The following is a 21,452-nucleotide window of genomic DNA, read 5'->3' as shown; positions in this document are numbered from 1 at the left end:
TGGAAGCTCTACTATCTTACGTAGACCTTGCGATGCAACGTCTCTACGACGATTGCATAGCGGACCAGACGCGTTCGGGGGTCATTGGCATCTGGATATCCTTCACCTTATGTCCCGCTTTCCACAATGCGTCGATCACTGCATTCACCACTGCCGGGGTTGACCCTATACATCCGGCTTCTCCTGCTCCTTTTACCCCTAATGGGTTGTGAGGACAAGGGGTCACCGTGCGATCAATTTCAAAACTGGGCAGATCGTCGGCGCGTGGCATACAATAGTCCATATACGAACCATTGATCAACTGACCATTGTCATCGTACAAGGCACCTTCCAGCATAGCCTGTCCAATCCCCTGAGCAAGACCACCATGAATTTGGCCATCCACCACCATTGGATTGATGACATTCCCTACATCATCCACCGCAATGAAGCGCTTCAGTTTGGTTTTACCCGTTTCAGCATCAATCTCCACAATGGCGATGTGGCAACCAAAGGGATAGGTAAAGTTGGCAGGATCGTAGAAGCTACTGAAGTCCAAACCGGGTTCTTCGCCGGCAGGATAATCGTGCGGCACGTAGGCTGTCAAGGCGATATCTCCAAAACCGATGGATTTATCCGTTCCCTTCACCGTCCATTTTCCTCCAGCGTAATCAAGGTCTTCTACGGCTGCTTCCAGTTTATGGGCGGCAATACGGGCACCTTTTTCCAGTACCTTATCAATACTTTTCACGATAGCGCTACCACCAACCGCGAGCGAGCGAGACCCATAAGTTCCCATCCCGAAGGCTACGGCATCAGAATCACCGTGAATCAATTCTACGTCTTCCATCGGAATCCCCATGCGGTCGGCAACGACCTGCGCGAAGGTGGTTTCGTGGCCCTGTCCGTGCGAATGGGAGCCCGTGTAAACACTCACCTTGCCCGTAGGTTGTACCCTTACCTGCGCCGACTCAAACAGTCCGGCCCGTGCACCTAATGCCCCTACCACTGCTGAGGGAGCAATACCACAAGCCTCAATATAAGTGGAGAAACCAATGCCCAAAAGCTTACCTTCTTTAGCGGCTGCGGCTTGTTCTTTTCGGAAATCTTCGTAGCCCACCATTTCCAAACCACGCTTCAGCACTTCGTGGTAGTTGCCACTATCGTATTGTAGTGCTACCTGGGTTTGGTAACCGGGTTGTTCTACCCCATCAAAAGGAGCTATAAAGTTTTGCAGACGCAACTCTGCCGGATCACGGCCCATCTCCAGAGCGGCCAGATCAAGCAGGCGCTCCAGAAGGTAGGTGGCCTCCGGGCGACCAGCACCCCGGTAGGCATCCACGGCATTGGTATGGGTAAACATGCCCGTTACATCTACATTCACTTTGGGCGTGGTGTAGAGGCCTTGCATCAGGGTACCGTGCAGATAGGTAGGTACTGCGGGAGCAAACGTTGAGAGATAAGCCCCTAGGTTCGCATAAGTGGTGGCTTGCAGGCCAACAATATTTCCATCCTTATCAAAGCCCATTTCCGCCTTGGTGACGTGATCGCGACCGTGTGCATCCGTCAGGAAAGCCTCCGAACGATCTGACGTCCACTTGATGGGGCGCTTGATTTCGCGGGAAGCCCAGGTCACGAGTGCCTCTTCGGTATAATGGAAAATCTTGCTACCAAAGCCACCGCCAACATCGGGCGCCACTACGCGAACTTTATGCTCGGGGATGCCCAACACAAAGGCACACATTAGCAAGCGTGTCAAGTGAGGATTCTGGGAGGTGGTATAGAGGGTGAATTTCTCGTGGGCCGTATCGTAGTGGCCAATCGCCGAGCGTGGTTCCATGGCGTTAGGGACCATCCGCTGATTCACAAACTCCAGGGTGGTTACGTGGTGCGCATTATCCAGGGCAGCACGCACCTCTTCTTTGGGGTTACCCAACTCCCAGTCAAAACAAATATTATTGGGTGCATCCTTATGCACAAGAGGAGCCCCGGGTTTAGCCGCTTCGGCCGGATTGGCTACCGCGGGCAGTTCTTCATAATCTACCTCAATCAGCTCAGCAGCATCACGGGCCTGTTCTTTGGTTTCGGCAATAATCATGGCGACGGCGTCACCAACGTGTTTCACACTGTCGGCCACCAGCAAGGGGTGTGGAGGCTCCTTCATGGTATCACCATTCTTGAAGTCTACTTGCCAACCACAGGGTACCCCATTGACGCCCGAAGCGACAATATCGGCACCGGTATAAATTTTCACGACGCCAGGTGCCTTCTCGGCTTCGCTGATGTCAATACCCAGGATGTTGGCGTGAGCATAAGGGCTGCGCAGTATGTAGGCGTGCGTCATGCCCGGAAGTTTAATATCATCGGTATAGCGACCTTGCCCGGTCAGAAAGCGGCGGTCTTCTACGCGCTTCACCGATTTACCTATATATGTCATTAAATTGATTTTTAATTGATTAGGAGTGAGTAGTAGGAATTTGCTAAGCCTCTACTTTCTGCATCTTTTCGGCGGCATACTGGATGGCCTGAACGATGTTATGATAGCCTGTGCAGCGACAGAAATTACCTTCCAAAGCCTGACGGATTTCGGTCTCTGTTGGATGGGGATTCTTTTTCAACAAATCGGCTGCTGACATTACCATACCAGGGGTACAGAAACCACATTGCAGGCCGTGCTTTTCCTTAAAGCCTTCCTGAATGGGATGCATTTCGTCTCCGTTGGCGATGCCTTCGATAGTGGTTACAGAAGTGCCATCAGCTTGAGCAGCCAAGGTCGTACAGGATTTCACGGATACACCGTCAATATGTACGGTACAAGCACCACAGCTACTGGTATCACAACCGACGTGGGTGCCGGTTAGTGATAAGTGCTCTCGCAGAAAGTCTACCAATAAGGTTCGGCCTTCTACGGTTGCGCTGACGGTCTTGCCGTTTACGGTAAGCGTAATGGAATGCGACATTGCAATAATAGATTTATGATTTTAGTAATAGATTTAAAATGGAGAAGCCAAACACGCTTTACGCATCAGCATCACTGGAGATCTCCTCTTCCAGCGAAGCAAAAAACTGTTTAGTGAGGGTACTGGCAACGCCACTGAGAACTCTTTGTCCCATACGGGCTAGTAAGCCCGAGAGGTTGGCTTTGCCATCAAACTCCAAAGCAGTCTGTTCGTCATCAACGGTTACCAATCCCAGGTTAATCGTTGCGGAAACATTGCCCATTTTACTTTTCTGGGTAACTTCTAAAACGAAGCTCTCTGGTTCGTTTTTTTCTTTCACCGCCAGATCACCACTGAAGGAACCTTTCACTGGCCCCATTTTGATATCTGCGATGGCTTCGTACGTGTCATCTCCCGTTCGCTCCAGGCGCGTAACCCCCGGTGTTACTTTGGCTAAAAAATCAGGATCCATGAGTAATTCCCAGAGGTTTTGCCGGGAAATGGGCAAGGTGTGTGTACCTTTTAATTGCATCGGTTATTAGAATTTTAAAGTAAGAAACAACATATATTCAGTACATCGTTTCAGTATCTTTGCTAATAAACGAAATTTAATCTGTTTAATCAATACATAATTGCACATAACTATTAAATCCTGACACTATTCCCCAAATCCATGAGGAATCTTTCACATCACCGCTCTAATGACAAATTTTTATTGACTACCTGTCGTAATTTTCGTACATTCATCAACTGATGTTCCTCAATCAAAATATTTCCACAAAGCCTATGTCGGGATTACTTGATCAGCATAAAAGTCGTCGCCAGCTCACTACGCTCGTAGAAAACCGAACGGTTTACAGTGCGGAATATGCCGAGCTGAATATTTATGAAACCCACGCAGTAGCTGAAAAAGTGATGCTCACTTTCGACTTCCCCATCATTGCCAGTATGCTAACGGGGAAAAAGATCATGCATCTGGATGGTATTCCATCTTTTGAATTTCTGCCCGGAGAATCATTGGTGTTACCCTCTCAGCAAAAGATGATTATCGACTTCCCGATTGCTACGCAGGAATCCCCTACCCAGTGTCTCGCCCTGGGAATCGATGCAAATAAGATCAACGAAGTGGCTGACAAATTCAACCAAGTCGTAAGCATCGAAGAGGAAAATAATGATTGGGCCATCCATGATCTTGCCACCCACCTCACCAACAATATAGAAGTCAATTACCTGCTTGAGCGACTGATTACGACTTTTGTTAATAACAATAAATCAAAAGACATCCTGCTGGACCTGATGATTCAGGAGTTGATCATCCGCTTGCTCCAAACCAACGCCAAGCAAAGTCTTATCTGTGGCTGTGATGGGATATTCAGTGATACCCGCATCGGCATGGTCATCAAGTATATCAAAGACCACCTTACCGAAAAAAGCATGAGTGTGGATAGCCTCGCAAAAATGGCCCAGATGAGTACCTCTAATTTTCATAAAAAATTCAAAAACACCTTGGGTGTATCCCCTGTAGAATACATCAACAGTGAAAAGATCAAGTTTGCCAAGAAGCTCATGAAGGCGCGACCCGATAGTTTCATCTCAGAAATAGCCTACAAATCCGGTTTCAACAACGTCAGCTACTTCAACCGGCAGTTTAAAAAAATGGAGATGATTACACCGCAGCAGTTTAAGCACTCGCTTTCGCAGTAGAAAGGCCCATGGGGCTGTCTCAAAAGCACCATCGAGCAAAAGTAGACTAAATTTCATTTCACCACAGATAGCACAGATTAACACAGATAAAATATTTTGTGTGCGATAAATAGTGGTAGCGATAAATACCTGCTGGTCTCCCGACTAGCGGACACATTTTGATGGCTCCCATAGGGCAAATTCATGAATTTGCCCTATGACGGCAGTTATCCTCCCTCGATCCTGTGGATCGGTCCCTCCAAAGGGACACATTTTGATGGTGCTAGTAGCAAGAAACCACCCATTACGAAGATGGCATTAGGTTAATTTGACCTTTGGAGGTGGTTCTTTGGGGAAAGTTATATAACCAATCAAATCTACCCCCCTTACCCAACGCTTGGTAAGACCACTGCCGTCTTACCAGGTGTAAGTTATTTTGTTAAAACCCTATAAAAAACCATGACCATGCGTAATCTAATTGGATTTTTTTGCCTTTGTGTTCTTGCTTTTGCTTGTGAAAAAGAAGAAACAACCTTCCTCCCTACCAACGGCGTAGCGCTGGAGCTCCACGCTATTGTTATCTGTGGTAGCACCTATGACATAGGAAATGAAACCGCCGAAGAATGGGGACAACGGATTGTAGACCTGGTCTCCGCCGACGGTATTACCATCGTCAGCTTTGAGCTGGACTATGTGGAAGTTGAAAACCCCGGTTTTTGCGGAAACTGCTCCCGCACAGGCGACATCCTTAAAGTCATCGCCGCCGAAGAAGACGAAGAGGCTTTGCGTGCCTTGGGCTTCGTGGATTAAGATTTTTATACCAGACGTTTAGATGTGGAACGCCAACTCCGAGACTATCGTGAGTTGGCGTTCTTTTTTTGTCTCGTTGCGTAGCAAAAAGCTTCAACTATCCTGCTCACTAATCAGAAAACACATCATCTAATTTGATCTCCAAGCCGGGTAAACTAGTGACCTGAACTATATCTTCCCGCACATACGGCAAGGCTCTTCCTTCGTAGATTCCCTCCTCATTGAGCCGAAAGATTTGCAATGTTTCTTCGTGTGGATGTATGACCCAGTACTCTTTTACACCTACCTGCTCATAAATTTGGTACTTCTCTCTTAGGTCTTTACTGGAGGTTGCCGGCGAGAGTATTTCAATGATCCAGTCTGGAGCCCCCACGCATCCCCTGGCATCTAACTTATCAGGATCACAAACCACACAAATGTCAGGTTGTACCACGGTAGTAATGTCTTCATCCTTCTGTTGATCTACCAGAAGTGGCAGACGTACATCAAATGGTGCGTGGAAAACTTTACAACTTTCCTTCCAGAGAAACTTCTTGATCAAATAATGAAGATTACCCGACACCTCCTGATGCCTTAAATTAGGAGCAGGTGCCTTCTTGAAAAGTTGACCACGAATCAGCTCTACGCTTTCCTCCAGCGACCACTGTAAGTATTCTGCGTAAGTATACCTTTTGCTGATGTTGATATTTCCTGTCGTACTCATTTGTGTAAAATAAATGCTTTAAATGAGAATTGCAAACTTTGACTTCGCGCTGTGAAATCGTATGCGTTGTATTGCCGCAGCAGAACAACTCTATCTATTCCACCTTAAACGTCTCCCGATCACGGCCTACGCCGGTAATGGTCAGTGATTTCCATGCTTTAGGCAAATGCCCTTCCCGCTGAATGATCCCTTCATCGGTAATCTCCAATCCGCCGAAGCCAAACAATACCGTTTGCAACATACCGCCAGCGCCAGTCGCAAAATAAGGGTTGGTGCCGCCAGCCGTCTCTGCCAGCACGCCGAAGGGAGGCACCTCATTGGGTTGGTAGCTTTTGTTGAATAAGCGGTAGGCTTCTTCCGGTTCCCCAAGGCGAGCATAAAGGGTGGCCAAAACGGCGACCGACATGGCCGGGCCATCAGGAGCCATCTTGGGTTCGTAGTAAGCCAAGTCCTGACGGATACGTTTTTCTCCTTGAACAATCGTCATTGGGTAGGCCAGCAAGTTGGCATCGGCTTGCTTGATGATTTCACCGGCATAAGTGTCATTTTCGCGGGTGGTCCCGTCAGGAAACTGGACGATGGGAATATTGTCCGCAACGTGTGCCCAATCCGGGTCGGGAGTAAGCCCCAATTCCGTAGCAGCCTGAGTGGTGTAGCGAAGAACGGTGATCGCCATACCATTGGTGTAGGCGTTGTTATCGATGTTTTCCAACCACTCGTTGGCACCGATCACGTTTTTGATGTCGTACTGTCCGGGGCCATTGCGTTCTACCCGGCTGGTCCAGAAGTCAGCGACGGATTTCATGATCGGCCAACCACGGTTGCGCAGCCATTCCTTATCACCGGTCACCTGGTAATACTTCCAGCAGGCCCAGGACACATCGCCGGAAATATGGTGCTGGAAAGGGCCGGTCAGTGCCCAAACCGGGGTATCTTCTGTTCCATCATCGGCCGACTCCCAGGGGTACATTGCCCCTTCGTAGCCGTGCGAAAAGGCGTTTTGTTGAGCGGCTCCCAAACGATCATAGCGGTATTCCATCAGTGATGCCGCCATTGCGGGTTGCATCGCCAGGATGGGAGGATACATCCAGATTTCGGTATCCCAAAATACGTGGCCATTGTAGCCTAAGCCCGAAAGTCCCATGGGCGAAAGACTGTAAGAAGTACCCGCACGGGCGAAGGAGTACAAATGGTACAGCGCAGAACGTACCGCCCGTTGGGAGCGTAGATCTCCTTCGATGATGATGTCACTTTCCCAGAGCTTATCCCAGGCTTGCTGATGGCGCATGAGCAGGCGGTCTTTGCCTTCGAGCGCAGCGAAGATGGTGAGTCGTTCGGCCTCGTTGTGGGGATCTTCAAACTGGCGGCTGGCGCAGGTAGAGCCCACTACGCTAAACGAGTAACTCTCGCCAGCCTTGAGCGGTTTCCTGAATTTGGTGAGGTGCCGATTGTAATCCCAATCTTCGTGGATCAGATCGGGCTCGCTTCCATGATCTTCTTCGAAGATAAAACTCACCGATGCCGCCACTTTTTGCTTGCCGGAAGGACTGTTCGCTACCGAAGTCATCAGGGGTACCATCACGTGAGGGCGGTCAATCTCGGCGTAGTAGTTACGTACATCCCCCAGGTGATCAGGCGCTTCGATGGTGCTGGTGGCGGTCAGCTCCAGGTTGCGCTTGGCCTTCACCTCAACGATACTCATGGCCGTATAGGGCAGATGCCGCAGTGACATCAGTCGGTGCGTCACCTCCAGGTCGCTGCCCACGGTGAAGGTGGTCACGAGTTGGGCCTTTTTCATGTCCAGCACCTGGGCAAAATTGCTGATATCAGCCCGACGGATGCGGCGGCCATCAACATCAAGGTCCAGATTCATGTGGTTGAAGGTCTTGAGGATATTGGATACGCGACCTCGTTGGTAATAATCGTAAACACCATTAAGGACGACATCCTGCACCTTCATCGGTTCTGGGGAAGACACCAGTCCCACCACGCCATTGGCCACGGTAATGCCAAAGTAGTGGTTAGGGTCGATATCAGTGGCGGGGATATGCCAGGGAGAACTGGTAAGATCCTGGGCGGGCAGGGAGCTCCACAGGAGGAGCAGGCTTATGATCAGATCAATAGGCTTCATTGTCATTCTTTTTAGTGGCTGTAAAATAAAGTAAAATCCGCGGGTTGGAAACAGGTGAAGTAGGGTGTTGAAAATAAAGTGTGTATGTACCATATACTTTCTTAGCTCTAAATCACCCTGATGACCTTATCTACTCTTCTCAAATAATCTTTACTAATTAAGATGGTGAAATTTATAACATCCCCCTTCTCAATTTTACTGAGCAAACCAGGTATCTCTTTTCGATCTTCATACTTGATAATCACAGGTTTCGTAGATTTATTATCCCTGATAATTACAAACCAAAAACTAACAGGTATCAACTCCTTTATGCAATCAACTTTATCAATTCTCTTAAAGCCAGCACGCAATTCTTTCTTTGTCAGCTCAACTGAAAGTTGTTCGAAACTAAAGTTGCATAATAACTTTTTAAACTTCTCGCTCGGTCCGTTAAAAAACATAAATGTGCTTATGAGTAATATAAAAGGCATTATAGATTATTTAGTATTTCGACGAATCCTCTTTTAACTTCGTTTAGAAGAACTACCGCTTTAGCGTTGATGATAATTCAAAGACAACACGACACGTTTTCGGGCTTGGCGAAGGTGGCGATTTTTACCACAAAACTTCATTCGAAGACCCGAACTTCAAATTTAGTAAAACTGTAAGTTCTTCAACTTCGTCAAGAATTGTCCAAGAACCGTTTTGTTTGGCTACTTCAATACTATTCAAATCTGCTTGTACCATTAATCCCTTTGCAAAAAGGTTTTGAACTTTCTCTTTGTTGATTTTTGACCAAGTGCTTTGTGGTTTTCCTTTGCTAAAAAACTGATGTGATTTTTCTTGGTCAATCTTGATTTTCTTGCTGTCTATCCAACTAAAGCATAATGCTACATCAACTGCTTCACTCCAAGAGATGGAAGGCTTCTCTGATGATTTAGCATAAAAAACAAGCCAAACAGATTGCTTGTACAAATGATTTTCTTCTAACCATTGTCGCCAATCTACTTGACTTGTCGGATAAAAAATTCCTGTCTCGTTCATTGCTACTTTACAACCGTAGCTTCTAACTCTACGGTCAAAGTTGCAAAAAGTCCTTTAACTTCGAGTAGAGTGGTCGCTTGTTGTATTCCGTGTTTCATAAGAAATGGCACATAAACATCCATACAAGTGGTAAAAAACTCATTTGTGTTTGTCGTGTAAACATTTAGTCTTACAATATTTTTGCACTCATAACCTGATTCACCAATGAGTTGCTCCAAATTTGCGATGGTTTGAATGAGTTGGCTTCTCATATCGGCAACACTTGGAACTCCGTTTGCGTCAATAGCTACTTGTCCTGAACAATAAAGCGTTCCTTCTGATTGCTTTACTTCTACAGCTTGTACTGAATTTGTATTTTTACCCCAAGCCCAAGGGTCGAATGTTGTCTTTTGCATTTTTATTGATTTTAAATTGTTTGTCATTATTGACAATGCAAATGTAAAATGGGCTTATGACAGCCTTATGTCAGGGGTCAAAATGGATTTGTAAAATTTGTCAAAATATTCTTGTAAGGTCATTTTATGTGGCTCAAATTTCTCAGTAAGCACTTGCATTTTAGAGATTCTGTCTAAACGGAAATATCGAAATTCTTTCCGCAAACGACACCAAGCAATAAGTAACCAATTTTCTGTTGTACTAATCAAAGCAAATGGCTCAACTATTCGACTTGTTTTTTCATTTTGCTCGTTTGCGTAGTCAATATTGATTAAATGAAAGTTTGTGAGTGCTTGTTGCAATTCAGAGATATTGTTGCTGTTTCTTTCTCTGTTTATATTTTGTTCAAAACGGGTCCTGTCGGCAAGTAAATTTGCTTTGTCTTTGTCAGTTTGTCTTAAAACCGCTTTTATTTTGTCAATTGCTTCTGAATAGTCTTTTATGAATGAAGTGTCTTTGTTTTTCAAAACCAATTGTTCGGCAAGAATTAAAGCATTTGCTTGTCTTTCGGTAAACATTACAGGTGGAATTTTATAGCCGTCCATTAATGTATAGCCTTTTCCGTCTTCTGTAATGATGGGAACACCTGCTTTTTCCAAAGCTCTTATGTCACGATAAATAGTTCTGATGCTTACATTGAACTTTTCTGCAAGATTTGTCGCTGTCAAAAGTCGTTTCGTTTGCAATTGGGTCAGAATTGAAGTCAGTCGTGAAAGTCGTTTTGTATCATTATCTTTCATTCTTAAAATTGTCGGTTCTTTGTTTGGGTACGGTCTGTTTTAAAATGGCTACTAACGGTCTCGGTGCCGTGCAGTGTCCGCCTTCACCAACGTCAATACTTGGTTTTAACGCGACTAATTTAGGGCTTTCCTCTCGAAGAATCAACGTCAAGGTGGCATTGACGCGGCAGCATTGTTATGTGCTGTCTTTCAATTCATGTAATTATTCTCTATGTATTCATAGAACTGTTTTTCAAATTTATTATTTGACAGGCCTAATACACCTTTAATATCCCCATTTGATTCTATTAATTCTAATACTTTTTTCCAACCCCATTTTTTTTCTATATAGTCAATCAAATATACCCGTCACTAAGTAGTTTGGGAAAAATTCGTATTTTTTGGCGTGAAAATCAAGCTAAGTCAATCCGAGTACGATCAATTACGTCAAATTCAGAAGCATCCGAATTTGCCCCCGCGTCAATTCCGCAAGGTTACGGTCTTGATTATGTTGCATCAGGGACATAAGATCAAGGTCATTGAGGCTGCGCTGGGTTTGGATGATAATACCATCAGACGTTACGCGAAAGCCTTTTATGAAAAGGGATTGACGGCTTACCTCTTGGATGGGTTTACGCCCTATTCAGGAAAACTGAACGAGGAAGAGATTTTACTCTTGACAGCTCACTTGGAAGAGAACTTGTACGAAGAAGCCGCTTCCATTTGTGAGTATGTTCAAGTAACCTTTGGCGTTATTTATTCGGTATCTGGTATGACTCAGCTCCTGCATCGCATTGGCTTTGTATACAAGCAGACCAAGGCAGTAGCCAGCAAAGCTAACGAACAAGATCAGCTGGATTTTCTAGATGACGTACTGCCCGAACTTTTGGAACAAGCCGTACAAGGAGAAGCAGTAGTATACTACGCTGATGGCTGTCATCCCACCCATAATACCAAAACGGGGAGAGCTTGGATACGCAAGGGCCGAGACTTTGAGGTGGACTGTAATAGCGGTCGTAAACGGGTAAATATCAACGGTGCGATCAATGCACTTAAGCCTGAGCACCTGGTTTATGACATCACTGATTCTATCAATGCACAGTCTACCCAACGGCTGTGCCGGCAATTATTGAAGAAACATCCAAAGAAGAAAATATATCTGATCTGCGATAATGCCCGCTATAATCGCAATAAAATGCTCCAGGACTGGGCCGCTGATCAGCGCATAGAATTTGTATTTCTACCCCCTTATTCTCCTAATTTGAATCTAATAGAGCGGCTTTGGAAGTTTATGCGTAAAAAAGTCATCAGCTCTATTTACTACGATACGTATTCAAAATTCAAAGACGGAATAATTGATTTTCTCAATGACACTAAGTCACACAAGTCAGAGTTACGCAGGCTACTAACGTTGAATTTTCGTTCAGTAGGTGGGACTTCTGTATACGCCCAAACCACTTAGGGACGGGTATAGTAACCTAATTCATATTGAAATCCACTATTTCTATTTATCTCTTTTAAGGTCGGATAATCTCCATTATTTAAATAATCTAATCCTTTCAAATTCCCCCATTCACAACATCCTTTATATAATGCCACTCCTTCCCAAAGCCATTTAGGAATTGAATTTGGATCTCCCACCTTATTCCAATGCAAACAATGTATATATTCATGGATCAACAGATCACTTGAATTTAATCCGGGGTCTTCCATTTCTAGATTTACCGGGGAAACCAATCTAATTTCATTCTCTGTCCAAACTCTTCCTTGTTGCCATTCTGGTGCTTCTGGTGTTAATACACTATTATGATAAGTTTCTAAATTTGGATATATTTTATAGGTTGTTATTGGAACATTATCTAACCCAAAATCATCTAAAAGACCCGGTTGATTTGCTTCTATATTCCTAGAAAAATCCATTATAAAATCCTCGTCTTCATCACTATAATTATACCTGAAATTTTTAGTACTATGAGTATTTGTCAATTCTTGCTCAGTGTAAATTGCAAATGGTGACAAATCACTATTCCTATATCCATATAAATCTGTTTCCCATTCTTTTCTTGGTCGAATTATTTTAAAGCTCTTAAGTTGACTTTCTTCAAATGTCAAAACCACATAGTAAGTGGTATCATTTTCATCTATTTCTGGAAGATTTTCTTCATCATAAAACACATTGTACCTTAACTTATTATTTTCATATGGTTCAAATTTCCTATCGATGTCTGAATCATATATGGTATATAACTTTCCTTCTTTTAAGTACCATCTACTTCTAAAAAAGGGTTTATTCGGCTTTGTGCCTACATCATAATACCCTACAAATTGTTCCAATGGCTTTATTTCATCAGAATCCTCGGTTGCTTGTCCAGTTAATAATATGGGTAGAAATACTAGGTTCAATACAATGACGTAAACTATTCTCATCGCTAGATTTTTTATTTTAACCTATTAATATACAAACTAATATAGGTCAAAATTCATAGCCATATTACTAAAATAGTCTTATGTTAGTGTTAAGGATAGTTTAAAGTCTCAAATCAAATCCGAGTCATTATTCAAAATTTTGGGTCATCAAGATATATTTTTATTATTTGTAGCCTATTAATACTTTATTTAATAAAAACTTGTTTTTCCCGCTAAGCAAATTGGGAAATTGACATCGTCATATCTTAATATTAAATGTCTTTTCTGAGAATAGTACATAACGTTTTTCAGGACATGTGAAGTTCGGTATTTTTTTGGCGCAGCCGAGAAAATTTTTGAATTTCCGCATGTCCCGTGTTGAACTAACCTGCTATCGCAGGAACCTTCCCTCGCTGCATCCTCACCAAGATAAAGCTTTTCCTTATCTTCTTGGTTTTCTATTAAATCTAAATATTATGTCAGTAGTGTCCGATTAAAAAACCAGAAACCCTCATAACTATTTGTCTATCATAAAGTTACAACGATTTCATTCAGAAACGATTTGAATCGCCTGCGAAGAAGGCCAAATTAGCGCCCAAAAGAGGGAAGCTAATGAATCGAGGTAAATATGTCTTTGCACAGTTAATGAGTTTGATCAATCACAAAGAGTTTACCAAGTATGTTGACAAGTACGACGGTAATTATCGGGTTCGCAATTTCACCTGCTGGCATCAGTTTTTGTGTATGAGCTTTGGCCAGCTAACCAACCGCGAGAGCTTACGAAATGTAGTCACTTGCCTACAGGCTCATGAGCATAAGCTGTATCACTTGGGATTGACGAATGGTGTCAAGCGATCTACATTGGCCGATGCTAATGAAAACCGTGACTGGCGTATATATGCAGACTTTGCTCAAGTGCTTATTGGACAAGCCCGTCAAGTATGCCAAGTGGATGAAGACTTGACTATTGAACTGGATAACGTGGTCTATGCGCTAGATGCGACGACAATAGAACTATGCCTGGATGTTTTCTGGTGGGCTAAGTTCCGCAAGCACAAAGCAGCGGTAAAACTCCATATTTTACTAGATGTTAAGTGTGAAATCCCTTGTTTTGTCCATATTACCGATGGTACCGTACATGATGTCAATGTCCTAGACATAATGGATTTTGAGGCAGATGCTTTCTACGTGATGAACCGAGGTTACGTTGATTGGCAACGTCTTTATCAACTCCATCAAAGTGGTGCTTACTTTGTCATCCGAGCTAATAAGAACCTCGCATTTGCAAGAGTATACTCTGAGCAAGTTGACAAAACAACTGGTCTGCGATGCGATCAAACAATACGCCTCACTGGCCATTATGCCAAGCAAAACTACCCTGAGTTTCTACGACGCATTAAGTACTATGATAAGGAGCACGACAAAACGTACGTCTACCTTACCAACCAATTTGAAGCCCCCACTATGCAGATCGTTGTGTTGTACATCAATCGCTGGAAGGTCGAGATTTTCTTCAAGTGGATCAAGCAGCACTTACGCATCAAGAAGTTCTGGGGAGAAAGTCCTAACGCTGTCAAAACCCAAATCTGAATCGCGATCTGCACCTTTGCGCTAGTCGCTATTCTGAGTAATAGGTAAGAAGTCTACACTCTTTGAACGAAATTTCACAAGTAATGAGCATTTCCGCTTTTGATAAAGCGCATGTAAATCAACTGATTATAAAAATTGAATCCAAAAACCAGAACCCTTATAGCCATAACCAACTGAATATCTTTGACTTACAACCGGACACTACTGACCATTCACTTTTATTACTATTCCTTAAATACACACAAGAATACCCCAGAAATAGTTATTTTACGCTTATTAACTTAATGCAGAATCAGCATTACTAAAAACTTGACATAAAACCGTTATCAATATGCCGTTCATAGTTGGGTTATTTTTAGTTGCAGTCCCGCTAATATTATTCTTTGCTTTTGCAAACAAAGAAGGATTGAGCTCAAATGAGAAAACCAGAAGACTAGCACTTATTTTCCTTGGATGGATAATTTTTGTAGTGTTGTTTGTTACCATCTCAAATAAAATGCAAAGGTGCTAGCGCCGAGTTATATAAGTAGCATAGTTTAGAATATGAATCCAGCCGACAGGCTATGCTATTTTGGGTGAGCTGTGCGAACACCGCTTTAAGTGCTACCTGATTAGTTGCATAAGTGATAAAAGGAATTATCATGGCGCCCAACGATAAGCCCTTCTTTCTGTCAATGAGTTACGAATTATTTTTTCGCCTTTTGCCATTTTCCAAAATTTTTTTCTGTCGAGTTGTGATGTTGAGGAAACTTGTCTGCAATTAAATTTAGTTTTAAACCGTGTTCTAAAAAAGCCTTCAAACTGTCTAAAACCGTTGTAAAACCACCTGTATTGTCTTTGATTACTTCAATTAGTTCTTGTCCTGTTTGAGTGAACCCATAACTTTTAATAACAACATAAGTTGTGTTGTTGGTTTGCGGTTCAAAAAGGAATTCTACCGTTGTTAATGGGTCACCCCATTCAATTACTATTTTTTTGTCTTCAACAATTTCCCTTACAAAGACCTGTGTGGAAATATTGTACATTTCCCATTCCCAAATTACCTTTTTATCAATTTCTAATTGTCCGCTTGATTTTGTAAACCAAAAATGTGTCGTTACAGTAGGGTCAATAAAGGCCTGAAATACGAGTTGGACTGGTCGTCTAACAAGCATTTGAGTTTCTACCGTTGGGATATAAGGAGTTGTCATTTTTAATTGTTGTCGTAGTGTGGCATATATACAATTTCCCATTGGTGTCCATCAAGGTCTGCTATGCTTGCGGAGTAGCCCCAAGGTTCGTCTTGTGTATGTCCGATTTGTGTACCACCAACTTTCAAAGCTGATTTTAGAATTTCGTCCACTTGCTCCTTGCTTTGAGCATTATGGCTAAGAATAAAACCTGCCGATTTTTCAGTCTGGTTAGGGTTAGCAGTTAAAGGCAAAAACTCTTGTCTGCGATAGAGCACCAAGCTAAAGTTGTCGTTTAGGTCAAACAAGCAATGTTCTTCACTGCCGTCCTGAATTCCCTTTGTGGGAAAGCCAAATCCATTTTTGTAAAAATCGATAGATTTTTCAAGGTCGGTCACTGCAATAGTGATGAAGCTGATTTTTGGTTTCATATTCTCGCTGATTTTTGGTGTATCGTTATCTCTGCTTGTACATATGATATGATTATCTTAATCACGCAGGATTGCTATAACCACCTTAAGGATTGAGGTCTAATTTAATCTTCCCATTAAATGTATGCTAATTTCATCACGCACTTCCTTACCAATAGCCTTCCGGATTTCTGCTTTTACAGGTAACTTATGATTGCCGTCCCCAAGAGCCATAAAAGATGTTTGAAAGGGGTGGTTTTCCATTGTTCCTTTAACTTTCACTAATCCCTTAGTTCCAAAAAAGGAAGCTGATTCAGGCCATATAACATATGTATGGCCGCCTTTAGCAGGACTTTTCTGCAATTTGGTCTTGAACGTTTTGTTGAGTTGCTTACTCATAAATATCTTTTTGGTCATTTTTTTATGTCATCTCTTAGGGTTGCCTACAACGTTTTTCGGGACATGCGAAGTTCGAAAATTTTCGGCGCAGCCGAGAAAAATTTTCGAATTTCCGCATGTCCCGTGTTGTGCGAGGTTCGCAGCGCAGCGAAGAAGCTTGTGCAGCACGGGCTTGCCCGAAAAACGTTGTCCAAGATGCGCAGCGAAGCGGAGTATCTTGGACAACGGTCTCGGTGCCGCGCAGTGTCCGCCTTAACCAGCGTCGCTACATGGTTTTACCGTGACTAATTTAGGGCTTTTAACTCGAAGAATCAACGTTGTGGCGGCATTGACGCGGCAGCATTGTTGTATGCCGTTATTCTTTTTAATAATCCAATTTACTTCTTTCCGCTTCCTCATCCATTCTCTTGGCTTCATGCAAATAACCATCCACTAGCCCGTCAAATATTCGAGCAATATTTGGATATCTTCTCCGGTGCAGTTTAGCTAGTTTACCGAAATATTCTGCATGTCCTCTTTCTATATTACCTCCATCAAATGGTCCTCTTGATGAGAAGCTTCTTTTATTATGAGTGGCTGATGAAAAATTCCGTTTAATACTTTCAGTATTAACCATCTCAATGATTTGACAAATTTCATCAGGAGGCCAATCTGATCCCGTTTCAGGATATTGTGCCAATACTTGGCCAATTTGTGCATCAACAACCTCCAAGCGATCAGCTTCTTCAGCCATTCTCCTAACTTCTTGGACCCATTTTTCTAGATAGTTTTTATCAATTTCACCTTGCTTATTTACTCCGGGAATTCTCTTCCAAGAATCAAGTAGTTTATAAGCTTGCATCGCTCTATTCCTGATAACTTCATCAGACAACTCTTTGCGTTCTTCTTCTAATCGCTCTTTGCTTTTGGGCATGTAAACCCATTTTAGTACTTCTAAAAAAAAATGGGGGTTCTGTGCTAGCTCCTCATGTAAGACCTTGGGATCCCTACTATTCCTATACGATGCGAGTATGGATAAATACAGCCATTCAAGGCGAATTAGCTTTCCTCTCTCTACATCTGTTCGTTTATCAATTTCATCAAAAAGTTGATTAACTTCATAACCATGAAGGCGACTTGTCTCTTTAGATTCAACCGTAGCTGCCTTTTCTAATATTTCTACAATCAAATCTGATGGTATTTCTTTTTTTGAATGACTGGCAAAATCAATTGCACTAATGAATCTCGAGTGATTTAAGAGCTCTTTGAGTCCATATGTTATCTCATCTTGACTTAAATTATGAAAACGAGGGTACATGTGAACCCAATAAGCATTCTTGATTCCTTCAGAAAGTCCATCAATAAATTCCCATAACTTTTTGGATTGATTCAGAGGTATGAAAAACCTAGCAAGTGCGGTATCTCCAAGCTGTTTTTTATCAAACTGTTCAAAATATTGAATTATCCAATCTTCTCCGTTCAAAATTGACTTACGATAAATAAAAGCTTGAACAAATTTTTGAATCTTATCATTTGACGAATCTAAAAGTGGTATAAGTTCTGTTAAAACCTCGTCTTTTTTTGAAATCTTAGCTAGGGTGTCTCCTAAAAACCAAGGTTCCATAACAGTTTGACTCAAAGTAATAACCTTGTTCAGTCCGTACTCATCAAGTATAATTTTTAGTGCTTCGACTCGTCGATCATCTATCTTTTTTTGAATTTGATCGTGTCGGCTGTCAATTTGCTCTTTGTCATGTATATTTCCTTCTGGAAATCTTGGCCAATGATCATCAAAAAGCCATTTGTACCTATTTACAGAGTCTTTGGGCATTAAACGCTGATAAATAAGCTCAATTTTTTTTAATTCATTCTCTGGTAAAGCCCAATTAGTATCAGGATGTGATCTATGATGGGAAAGATTGTTTCTTAGGGTATGCCAAGCTGTGTATTCTAATTGCTCTATTTTATCCAATTCTGAACCCAAAAAGATCAATAGCTTTTCCCTGTCATGCGGAGATAAGTTGTCAATACCTTGAAGAATGTCTGATAGTTGATTTTCTGAATAATCAAAAACAGAAATCATTATATCAACAACTTCAGAATGAGTTTCCCAAATTTCTTTGTAGGTATAGTTTTTGTCAAAACTATGCTCAAGCATTCTCCAACGCATTTTATGTGTCGGATGACCTACTCCATGATTTTGAGGTAGCATTCGTAAAAGCAAAGTCCAACCTATTTCTTTGGTGGTATTCGCTATTTCACGAACGGTTTCCATGCGCTCATCAAAACTTGCTAAAGTTTGATAGTGCCAAGGCTTAAATATTTCTGTAAGGCTATTAATTGGCCTATTAGAAAGAGTTCCACCGGGATCGATTTGCGCAAGTTTACTTAAAGCCATTGCTGAATCTTTCAAATATTCAGGATCCCATGATAACCCCTCCAGAGCCCATAGCAAACCAGTATGATGACTGGTTGGAGTGATAAAGCCCTGATTCTCATGAAAAACTTCCAATAATGGAGATGGTGATTTTTTAACTGAGTCAAAAATGGAATTTAAGAAGCTATTGGGAGAGGCTTCCGAGATAAGGGGCATTTCACGATCTAGTGAAATCCACATTTGGCCATCTGCCTCATTCAGTAGTTCATGGATAATGTCATCAACCCATACTTGAGGGGATTCCATATTCAGAATCTTTAACCCTTTTCCATACAAGCCAATAAGGATCAATGATTGGGCTAGTCCCTCACGAGCCCAAGATGAGAATTTTTTTTCCTTAGATAAAAATTGAGCAAAAGCGGTCTGATTTGGTTCTGGTTCTAGTGTAGGGTTACCATATTTGTATCCCTCAAAAAAACATTCTTTAAGGGTATTTAAGTTTTCTAAAGAAATATGCGCTGCCAAATGAGCCCAAGCATCAAGTGGCGAAGTCAATCTCCATGTTTCGCCAATTTTTATGAATGGTGGGGTTTCGTGCTCATTCCACTTTGCAATTTTCTCGATGAAACTCTCATAGTCTTCTTGAGCAAGCTTTTCGATAAGCTCAATATCTCCCCTGTTGTTTTCATTCCATCTACCAATCAACATTCCAGGAATAATCTCTTTAGCATTCTGAGGTTCAGCCCAATCAAGTCGATTCTGAGGAAATTTTAAAAGTCTTTTTAGTACAGTTATATTTCGTGCACTCTCTTTTGAATAACTTGAAGCTATTGTTTTGTCTAACCCCATTGACTCTAATGCTTCAACCAACCCATCCCGATCTATCAAAGGTAGAATCAACTTATCTTGATTAAAGATGTCATCCGCCCCTAGCGGAACTAATACGTGATGGCCATCAGCGACGCCTGCATACAAAATCTGTGGATCATCAAATTTTGCAATCAGGTTCAAACCAAACTGATTTATTCTGATACTTCTGAAGTTTGCAGATGTATCAACTACAAGTGCTTTCGCGGCAAATGCTTCTTTAGGAGCTTCTTCGAACTGCATGGCTGTCGCTATGATAAATGCAACAGCCTCATCTTTTGATGAAGCTTGTACTGGTAGAATTGCTGGAGCTCCGTGAAGAAACTTTAGTAGTTGTTTAGATTCATATTCTCTTCCTGCTGTTACTACCTTTGGGGGAAGGGCACCATTTGGTCCCATAGACCATTCCTTCCAAAATTCTTCAATAGTTATTATCCCGTCCGGGGGATATTTTTTAATATAACTAGAGAACCAGCGGGCTGATACAGGGGCTATTTCAAACCATTCCTCTAGATTTCGAGAATCATAAACAAGCACTTCTTTCCAAATACCAAGTGCAATTTTTTCTTGTCTAAACTTATCTTTCTTTTTAAAAAACCTTGGAGTAACTACTATCAAGGTACATTCTGATGGCTCATATCCGAGCGGATTCGCTGATCGTTTAGCTAAGTCAGTTTCTGCTTTTGTAGAAGTGCTTGCTTCTGTGCCAAATTCCCATAATGAAGTCCCTTCAGGGACATATGGACTTGACTCTTTGCAGATTACCTTACCATCCCATCCGCCGATAAATGTACTACTACCGTCCGGAAACTCTACGAATGTATCTAAAGGAGTAGTAGATCGGACAAGCCTTGAAATCAGGTACGGCAAATAACCCTTTGAGTCGTACCGCTCTGCCCATCTTTCAATATCATGTCGATCAATAAATTTCATTAGGTTTATTTATATTTTAATGGCATACAACGTTTTTCGGGACATGCGAAGTTCGGAAATTTTCGGCGCAGCCGAGAAAAATTTTTGAATTTCCGCATGTCCCGTGTTGTGCGAGGTTCGGAGCGGAGAAGCTTGTGCAGCACGGGCTTGCCCGAAAAACGTTGTCCAAGAGTAAGCGTCCGACCAACCCCATATTGCCGCCCTGCTCCCTGTCCCTGATCTTTGCTCCAACCAAAGTAAGGACCTATGCGACATCCACGCGAAGCGATTGATCAATTTCTGGGACAGCAGGCAAGCAGCAGCCAAACGGTAGCTGCCTTCTGCGCCGACAATGACCTAAAGGTACCGACTTTCTATTCCTGGAAGAAAAAATATAACAGGCCCGATACTGTGGAGCCCTCCGGTTTTTGTGAACTCACGCCAGTGGGGGAGGTATCAAAAAGGAGACTGTGCCTGCCCAGCGGATTGGAATTAGAAATCACGGGACTATCGATTCGGGAAATCGCCGAGTTGGTGGTGGAAATCGATCGTGCTCATGTTTAGCTTCTCGGGCTTCCAGCGCTATTTCTTGTATCGAGGCAGTACGGATATGCGCAAAGGATTTAATGGTCTGAGCGGACTAGTCCGTAACCACATCCAGCACGAGTTACTCAGCGGCGACGTCTTCATTTTTCTGAACAAGCGTCGCGATCGTATCAAGTTATTGGTATGGGATCGCAATGGTTTTGTAGTCTGGTACAAGGTGTTGGAGCAGGGGACTTTCGAGCTGCCAGCTGCCGAGAACAACACGCTGGAAATGTCTTGGAGCGATATTCAATTGCTCTTGGAAGGGATCGAAATTAAATCCGTAAAACGGCGAAAAAGGTACCAAAAAGCTGCTTGAAAAGGGGGTGATTTTGT

The 21,452-nt window shown here is 42.7% G+C and carries 19 protein-coding genes and 1 pseudogene; 6 read left to right on the top strand and 14 right to left on the bottom strand.

The features are described 5' to 3' along the window. Positions 1 to 43: 43 nt before the first annotated feature. From AB0L18_RS15155 to AB0L18_RS15145, 3 genes are read right to left on the bottom strand one after another with little or no spacing between them, the layout of a single operon-like run. Complete coding sequence (locus tag AB0L18_RS15155) at positions 44 to 2,416, bottom strand: xanthine dehydrogenase family protein molybdopterin-binding subunit (protein ID WP_367388146.1); 2,373 nt, start codon at positions 2,414 to 2,416, stop codon at positions 44 to 46. Positions 2,417 to 2,459: 43 nt separating this feature from the next. Beyond that, positions 2,460 to 2,939 carry a (2Fe-2S)-binding protein gene (locus tag AB0L18_RS15150; RefSeq protein ID WP_367388145.1) on the bottom strand — a complete coding sequence of 160 codons (480 nt, stop codon included), beginning with the start codon at positions 2,937 to 2,939 and terminating at the stop codon, positions 2,460 to 2,462. Positions 2,940 to 2,997: 58 nt separating this feature from the next. Beyond that, positions 2,998 to 3,450: a CoxG family protein gene (locus tag AB0L18_RS15145; RefSeq protein ID WP_367388144.1), complete on the bottom strand. Its 453-nt coding sequence runs from the start codon at positions 3,448 to 3,450 to the stop codon at positions 2,998 to 3,000. 254 nt (positions 3,451 to 3,704) lie between these two features. On the opposite strand from AB0L18_RS15145, the gene AB0L18_RS15140 reads away from it, so the two are divergent. Then, a complete protein-coding gene (locus tag AB0L18_RS15140; RefSeq protein ID WP_367388143.1) occupies positions 3,705 to 4,622 on the top strand; it encodes an AraC family transcriptional regulator in 918 nt (305 codons plus the stop codon). A gap of 444 nt (positions 4,623 to 5,066) precedes the next feature. Continuing rightward, entirely contained in the window at positions 5,067 to 5,411 is a 345-nt protein-coding gene (locus AB0L18_RS15135; protein ID WP_367388142.1) for a hypothetical protein, read from the top strand. A gap of 109 nt (positions 5,412 to 5,520) precedes the next feature. Here AB0L18_RS15135 and AB0L18_RS15130 read toward each other — a convergent pair whose 3' ends face one another. From AB0L18_RS15130 to AB0L18_RS15105, 6 genes are all read right to left on the bottom strand, one after another. Beyond that, complete coding sequence (locus AB0L18_RS15130) at positions 5,521 to 6,114, bottom strand: Uma2 family endonuclease (RefSeq protein ID WP_367388141.1); 594 nt, start codon at positions 6,112 to 6,114, stop codon at positions 5,521 to 5,523. Positions 6,115 to 6,208: 94 nt separating this feature from the next. After that, entirely contained in the window at positions 6,209 to 8,245 is a 2,037-nt protein-coding gene (locus tag AB0L18_RS15125) for a glycoside hydrolase family 65 protein (RefSeq protein ID WP_367388140.1), read from the bottom strand. A gap of 107 nt (positions 8,246 to 8,352) precedes the next feature. Further along, positions 8,353 to 8,715: a hypothetical protein gene (locus AB0L18_RS15120; RefSeq protein WP_367388139.1), complete on the bottom strand. Its 363-nt coding sequence runs from the start codon at positions 8,713 to 8,715 to the stop codon at positions 8,353 to 8,355. A 124-nt stretch (positions 8,716 to 8,839) separates the two neighbouring features. Beyond that, positions 8,840 to 9,268, bottom strand: a complete 429-nt coding sequence (locus AB0L18_RS15115) for a YdeI family protein (RefSeq protein WP_367388138.1) — start codon at positions 9,266 to 9,268, stop codon at positions 8,840 to 8,842. Between the two features lie 2 nt (positions 9,269 to 9,270). After that, positions 9,271 to 9,663: a RidA family protein gene (locus AB0L18_RS15110; protein ID WP_367388137.1), complete on the bottom strand. Its 393-nt coding sequence runs from the start codon at positions 9,661 to 9,663 to the stop codon at positions 9,271 to 9,273. Between the two features lie 54 nt (positions 9,664 to 9,717). Further along, positions 9,718 to 10,443 carry a helix-turn-helix transcriptional regulator gene (locus AB0L18_RS15105; RefSeq protein WP_367388136.1) on the bottom strand — a complete coding sequence of 242 codons (726 nt, stop codon included), beginning with the start codon at positions 10,441 to 10,443 and terminating at the stop codon, positions 9,718 to 9,720. Between the two features lie 385 nt (positions 10,444 to 10,828). Here AB0L18_RS15105 and AB0L18_RS15100 point away from each other — a divergent pair, with 385 nt between their 5' ends. Continuing rightward, positions 10,829 to 11,884 (top strand): IS630 family transposase, encoded by a 1,056-nt coding sequence (locus tag AB0L18_RS15100; RefSeq protein ID WP_367388028.1) that lies wholly within the window; start codon positions 10,829 to 10,831, stop codon positions 11,882 to 11,884. On the opposite strand, the gene AB0L18_RS15095 is transcribed toward AB0L18_RS15100, so the two are convergent. Further along, positions 11,881 to 12,849, bottom strand: coding sequence for a hypothetical protein (locus AB0L18_RS15095; RefSeq protein WP_367388135.1), 969 nt, complete (start codon positions 12,847 to 12,849; stop codon positions 11,881 to 11,883). The genes AB0L18_RS15100 and AB0L18_RS15095 overlap by 4 nt on opposite strands. Positions 12,850 to 13,440: 591 nt before the next feature. On the opposite strand from AB0L18_RS15095, the pseudogene AB0L18_RS15090 reads away from it, so the two are divergent. Continuing rightward, positions 13,441 to 14,552 (top strand): annotated as a pseudogene (locus AB0L18_RS15090) (IS4 family transposase); the annotation flags it as partial. Between the two features lie 552 nt (positions 14,553 to 15,104). Here AB0L18_RS15090 and AB0L18_RS15085 read toward each other — a convergent pair. The 4 genes from AB0L18_RS15085 to AB0L18_RS15070 all read right to left on the bottom strand — a co-directional run bounded on the left by AB0L18_RS15085 (position 15,105) and on the right by AB0L18_RS15070 (position 20,552). Beyond that, on the bottom strand, positions 15,105 to 15,608 hold the full coding sequence (locus tag AB0L18_RS15085; protein ID WP_367388134.1) for an SRPBCC family protein: 504 nt from the start codon (positions 15,606 to 15,608) through the stop codon (positions 15,105 to 15,107). 2 nt (positions 15,609 to 15,610) lie between these two features. Then, complete coding sequence (locus tag AB0L18_RS15080) at positions 15,611 to 16,018, bottom strand: VOC family protein (protein WP_367388133.1); 408 nt, start codon at positions 16,016 to 16,018, stop codon at positions 15,611 to 15,613. 99 nt (positions 16,019 to 16,117) lie between these two features. Beyond that, a complete protein-coding gene (locus AB0L18_RS15075; protein ID WP_367388132.1) occupies positions 16,118 to 16,396 on the bottom strand; it encodes a DUF1905 domain-containing protein in 279 nt (92 codons plus the stop codon). Between the two features lie 364 nt (positions 16,397 to 16,760). Then, entirely contained in the window at positions 16,761 to 20,552 is a 3,792-nt protein-coding gene (locus AB0L18_RS15070) for a hypothetical protein (RefSeq protein ID WP_367388131.1), read from the bottom strand. Between the two features lie 246 nt (positions 20,553 to 20,798). Between AB0L18_RS15070 and AB0L18_RS15065 the strand changes: the two genes are divergently transcribed. After that, positions 20,799 to 21,095, top strand: a complete 297-nt coding sequence (locus AB0L18_RS15065; protein ID WP_367388130.1) for a hypothetical protein — start codon at positions 20,799 to 20,801, stop codon at positions 21,093 to 21,095. Then, positions 21,088 to 21,435, top strand: coding sequence for an IS66 family insertion sequence element accessory protein TnpB (gene tnpB / locus AB0L18_RS15060; RefSeq protein WP_367388129.1), 348 nt, complete (start codon positions 21,088 to 21,090; stop codon positions 21,433 to 21,435). Before AB0L18_RS15065 ends, tnpB begins: the two co-directional genes overlap by 8 nt. Positions 21,436 to 21,452 lie beyond the last annotated feature (17 nt).

It is taken from the genome of Lewinella sp. LCG006 (assembly GCF_040784935.1).
In the GTDB taxonomy this organism is placed as follows: domain Bacteria; phylum Bacteroidota; class Bacteroidia; order Chitinophagales; family Saprospiraceae; genus Lewinella.
Note: the sequence above shows the minus strand (reverse complement) of the source record. Positions and strands in the feature narration are given on the sequence as shown.

Bases quoted from the DNA above. Each gene is read 5' to 3' on its own strand.
- AB0L18_RS15120 (WP_367388139.1), bottom strand. From the start codon at position 8,715: ATGCCTTTTATATTACTCATAAGCACATTTATGTTTTTTAACGGACCG.
- tnpB (WP_367388129.1), top strand. From the start codon at position 21,088: ATGTTTAGCTTCTCGGGCTTCCAGCGCTATTTCTTGTATCGAGGCAGT.
- AB0L18_RS15130 (WP_367388141.1), bottom strand. From the start codon at position 6,114: ATGAGTACGACAGGAAATATCAACATCAGCAAAAGGTATACTTACGCA.
- AB0L18_RS15095 (WP_367388135.1), bottom strand. From the start codon at position 12,849: ATGAGAATAGTTTACGTCATTGTATTGAACCTAGTATTTCTACCCATA.
- AB0L18_RS15070 (WP_367388131.1), bottom strand. From the start codon at position 20,552: ATGAAATTTATTGATCGACATGATATTGAAAGATGGGCAGAGCGGTAC.
- AB0L18_RS15105 (WP_367388136.1), bottom strand. From the start codon at position 10,443: ATGAAAGATAATGATACAAAACGACTTTCACGACTGACTTCAATTCTG.
- AB0L18_RS15135 (WP_367388142.1), top strand. From the start codon at position 5,067: ATGCGTAATCTAATTGGATTTTTTTGCCTTTGTGTTCTTGCTTTTGCT.
- AB0L18_RS15145 (WP_367388144.1), bottom strand. From the start codon at position 3,450: ATGCAATTAAAAGGTACACACACCTTGCCCATTTCCCGGCAAAACCTC.
- AB0L18_RS15065 (WP_367388130.1), top strand. From the start codon at position 20,799: ATGCGACATCCACGCGAAGCGATTGATCAATTTCTGGGACAGCAGGCA.
- AB0L18_RS15150 (WP_367388145.1), bottom strand. From the start codon at position 2,939: ATGTCGCATTCCATTACGCTTACCGTAAACGGCAAGACCGTCAGCGCA.
- AB0L18_RS15125 (WP_367388140.1), bottom strand. From the start codon at position 8,245: ATGAAGCCTATTGATCTGATCATAAGCCTGCTCCTCCTGTGGAGCTCC.
- AB0L18_RS15115 (WP_367388138.1), bottom strand. From the start codon at position 9,268: ATGAACGAGACAGGAATTTTTTATCCGACAAGTCAAGTAGATTGGCGA.
- AB0L18_RS15080 (WP_367388133.1), bottom strand. From the start codon at position 16,018: ATGAAACCAAAAATCAGCTTCATCACTATTGCAGTGACCGACCTTGAA.
- AB0L18_RS15155 (WP_367388146.1), bottom strand. From the start codon at position 2,416: ATGACATATATAGGTAAATCGGTGAAGCGCGTAGAAGACCGCCGCTTT.
- AB0L18_RS15140 (WP_367388143.1), top strand. From the start codon at position 3,705: ATGTCGGGATTACTTGATCAGCATAAAAGTCGTCGCCAGCTCACTACG.
- AB0L18_RS15085 (WP_367388134.1), bottom strand. From the start codon at position 15,608: ATGACAACTCCTTATATCCCAACGGTAGAAACTCAAATGCTTGTTAGA.
- AB0L18_RS15075 (WP_367388132.1), bottom strand. From the start codon at position 16,396: ATGAGTAAGCAACTCAACAAAACGTTCAAGACCAAATTGCAGAAAAGT.
- AB0L18_RS15110 (WP_367388137.1), bottom strand. From the start codon at position 9,663: ATGCAAAAGACAACATTCGACCCTTGGGCTTGGGGTAAAAATACAAAT.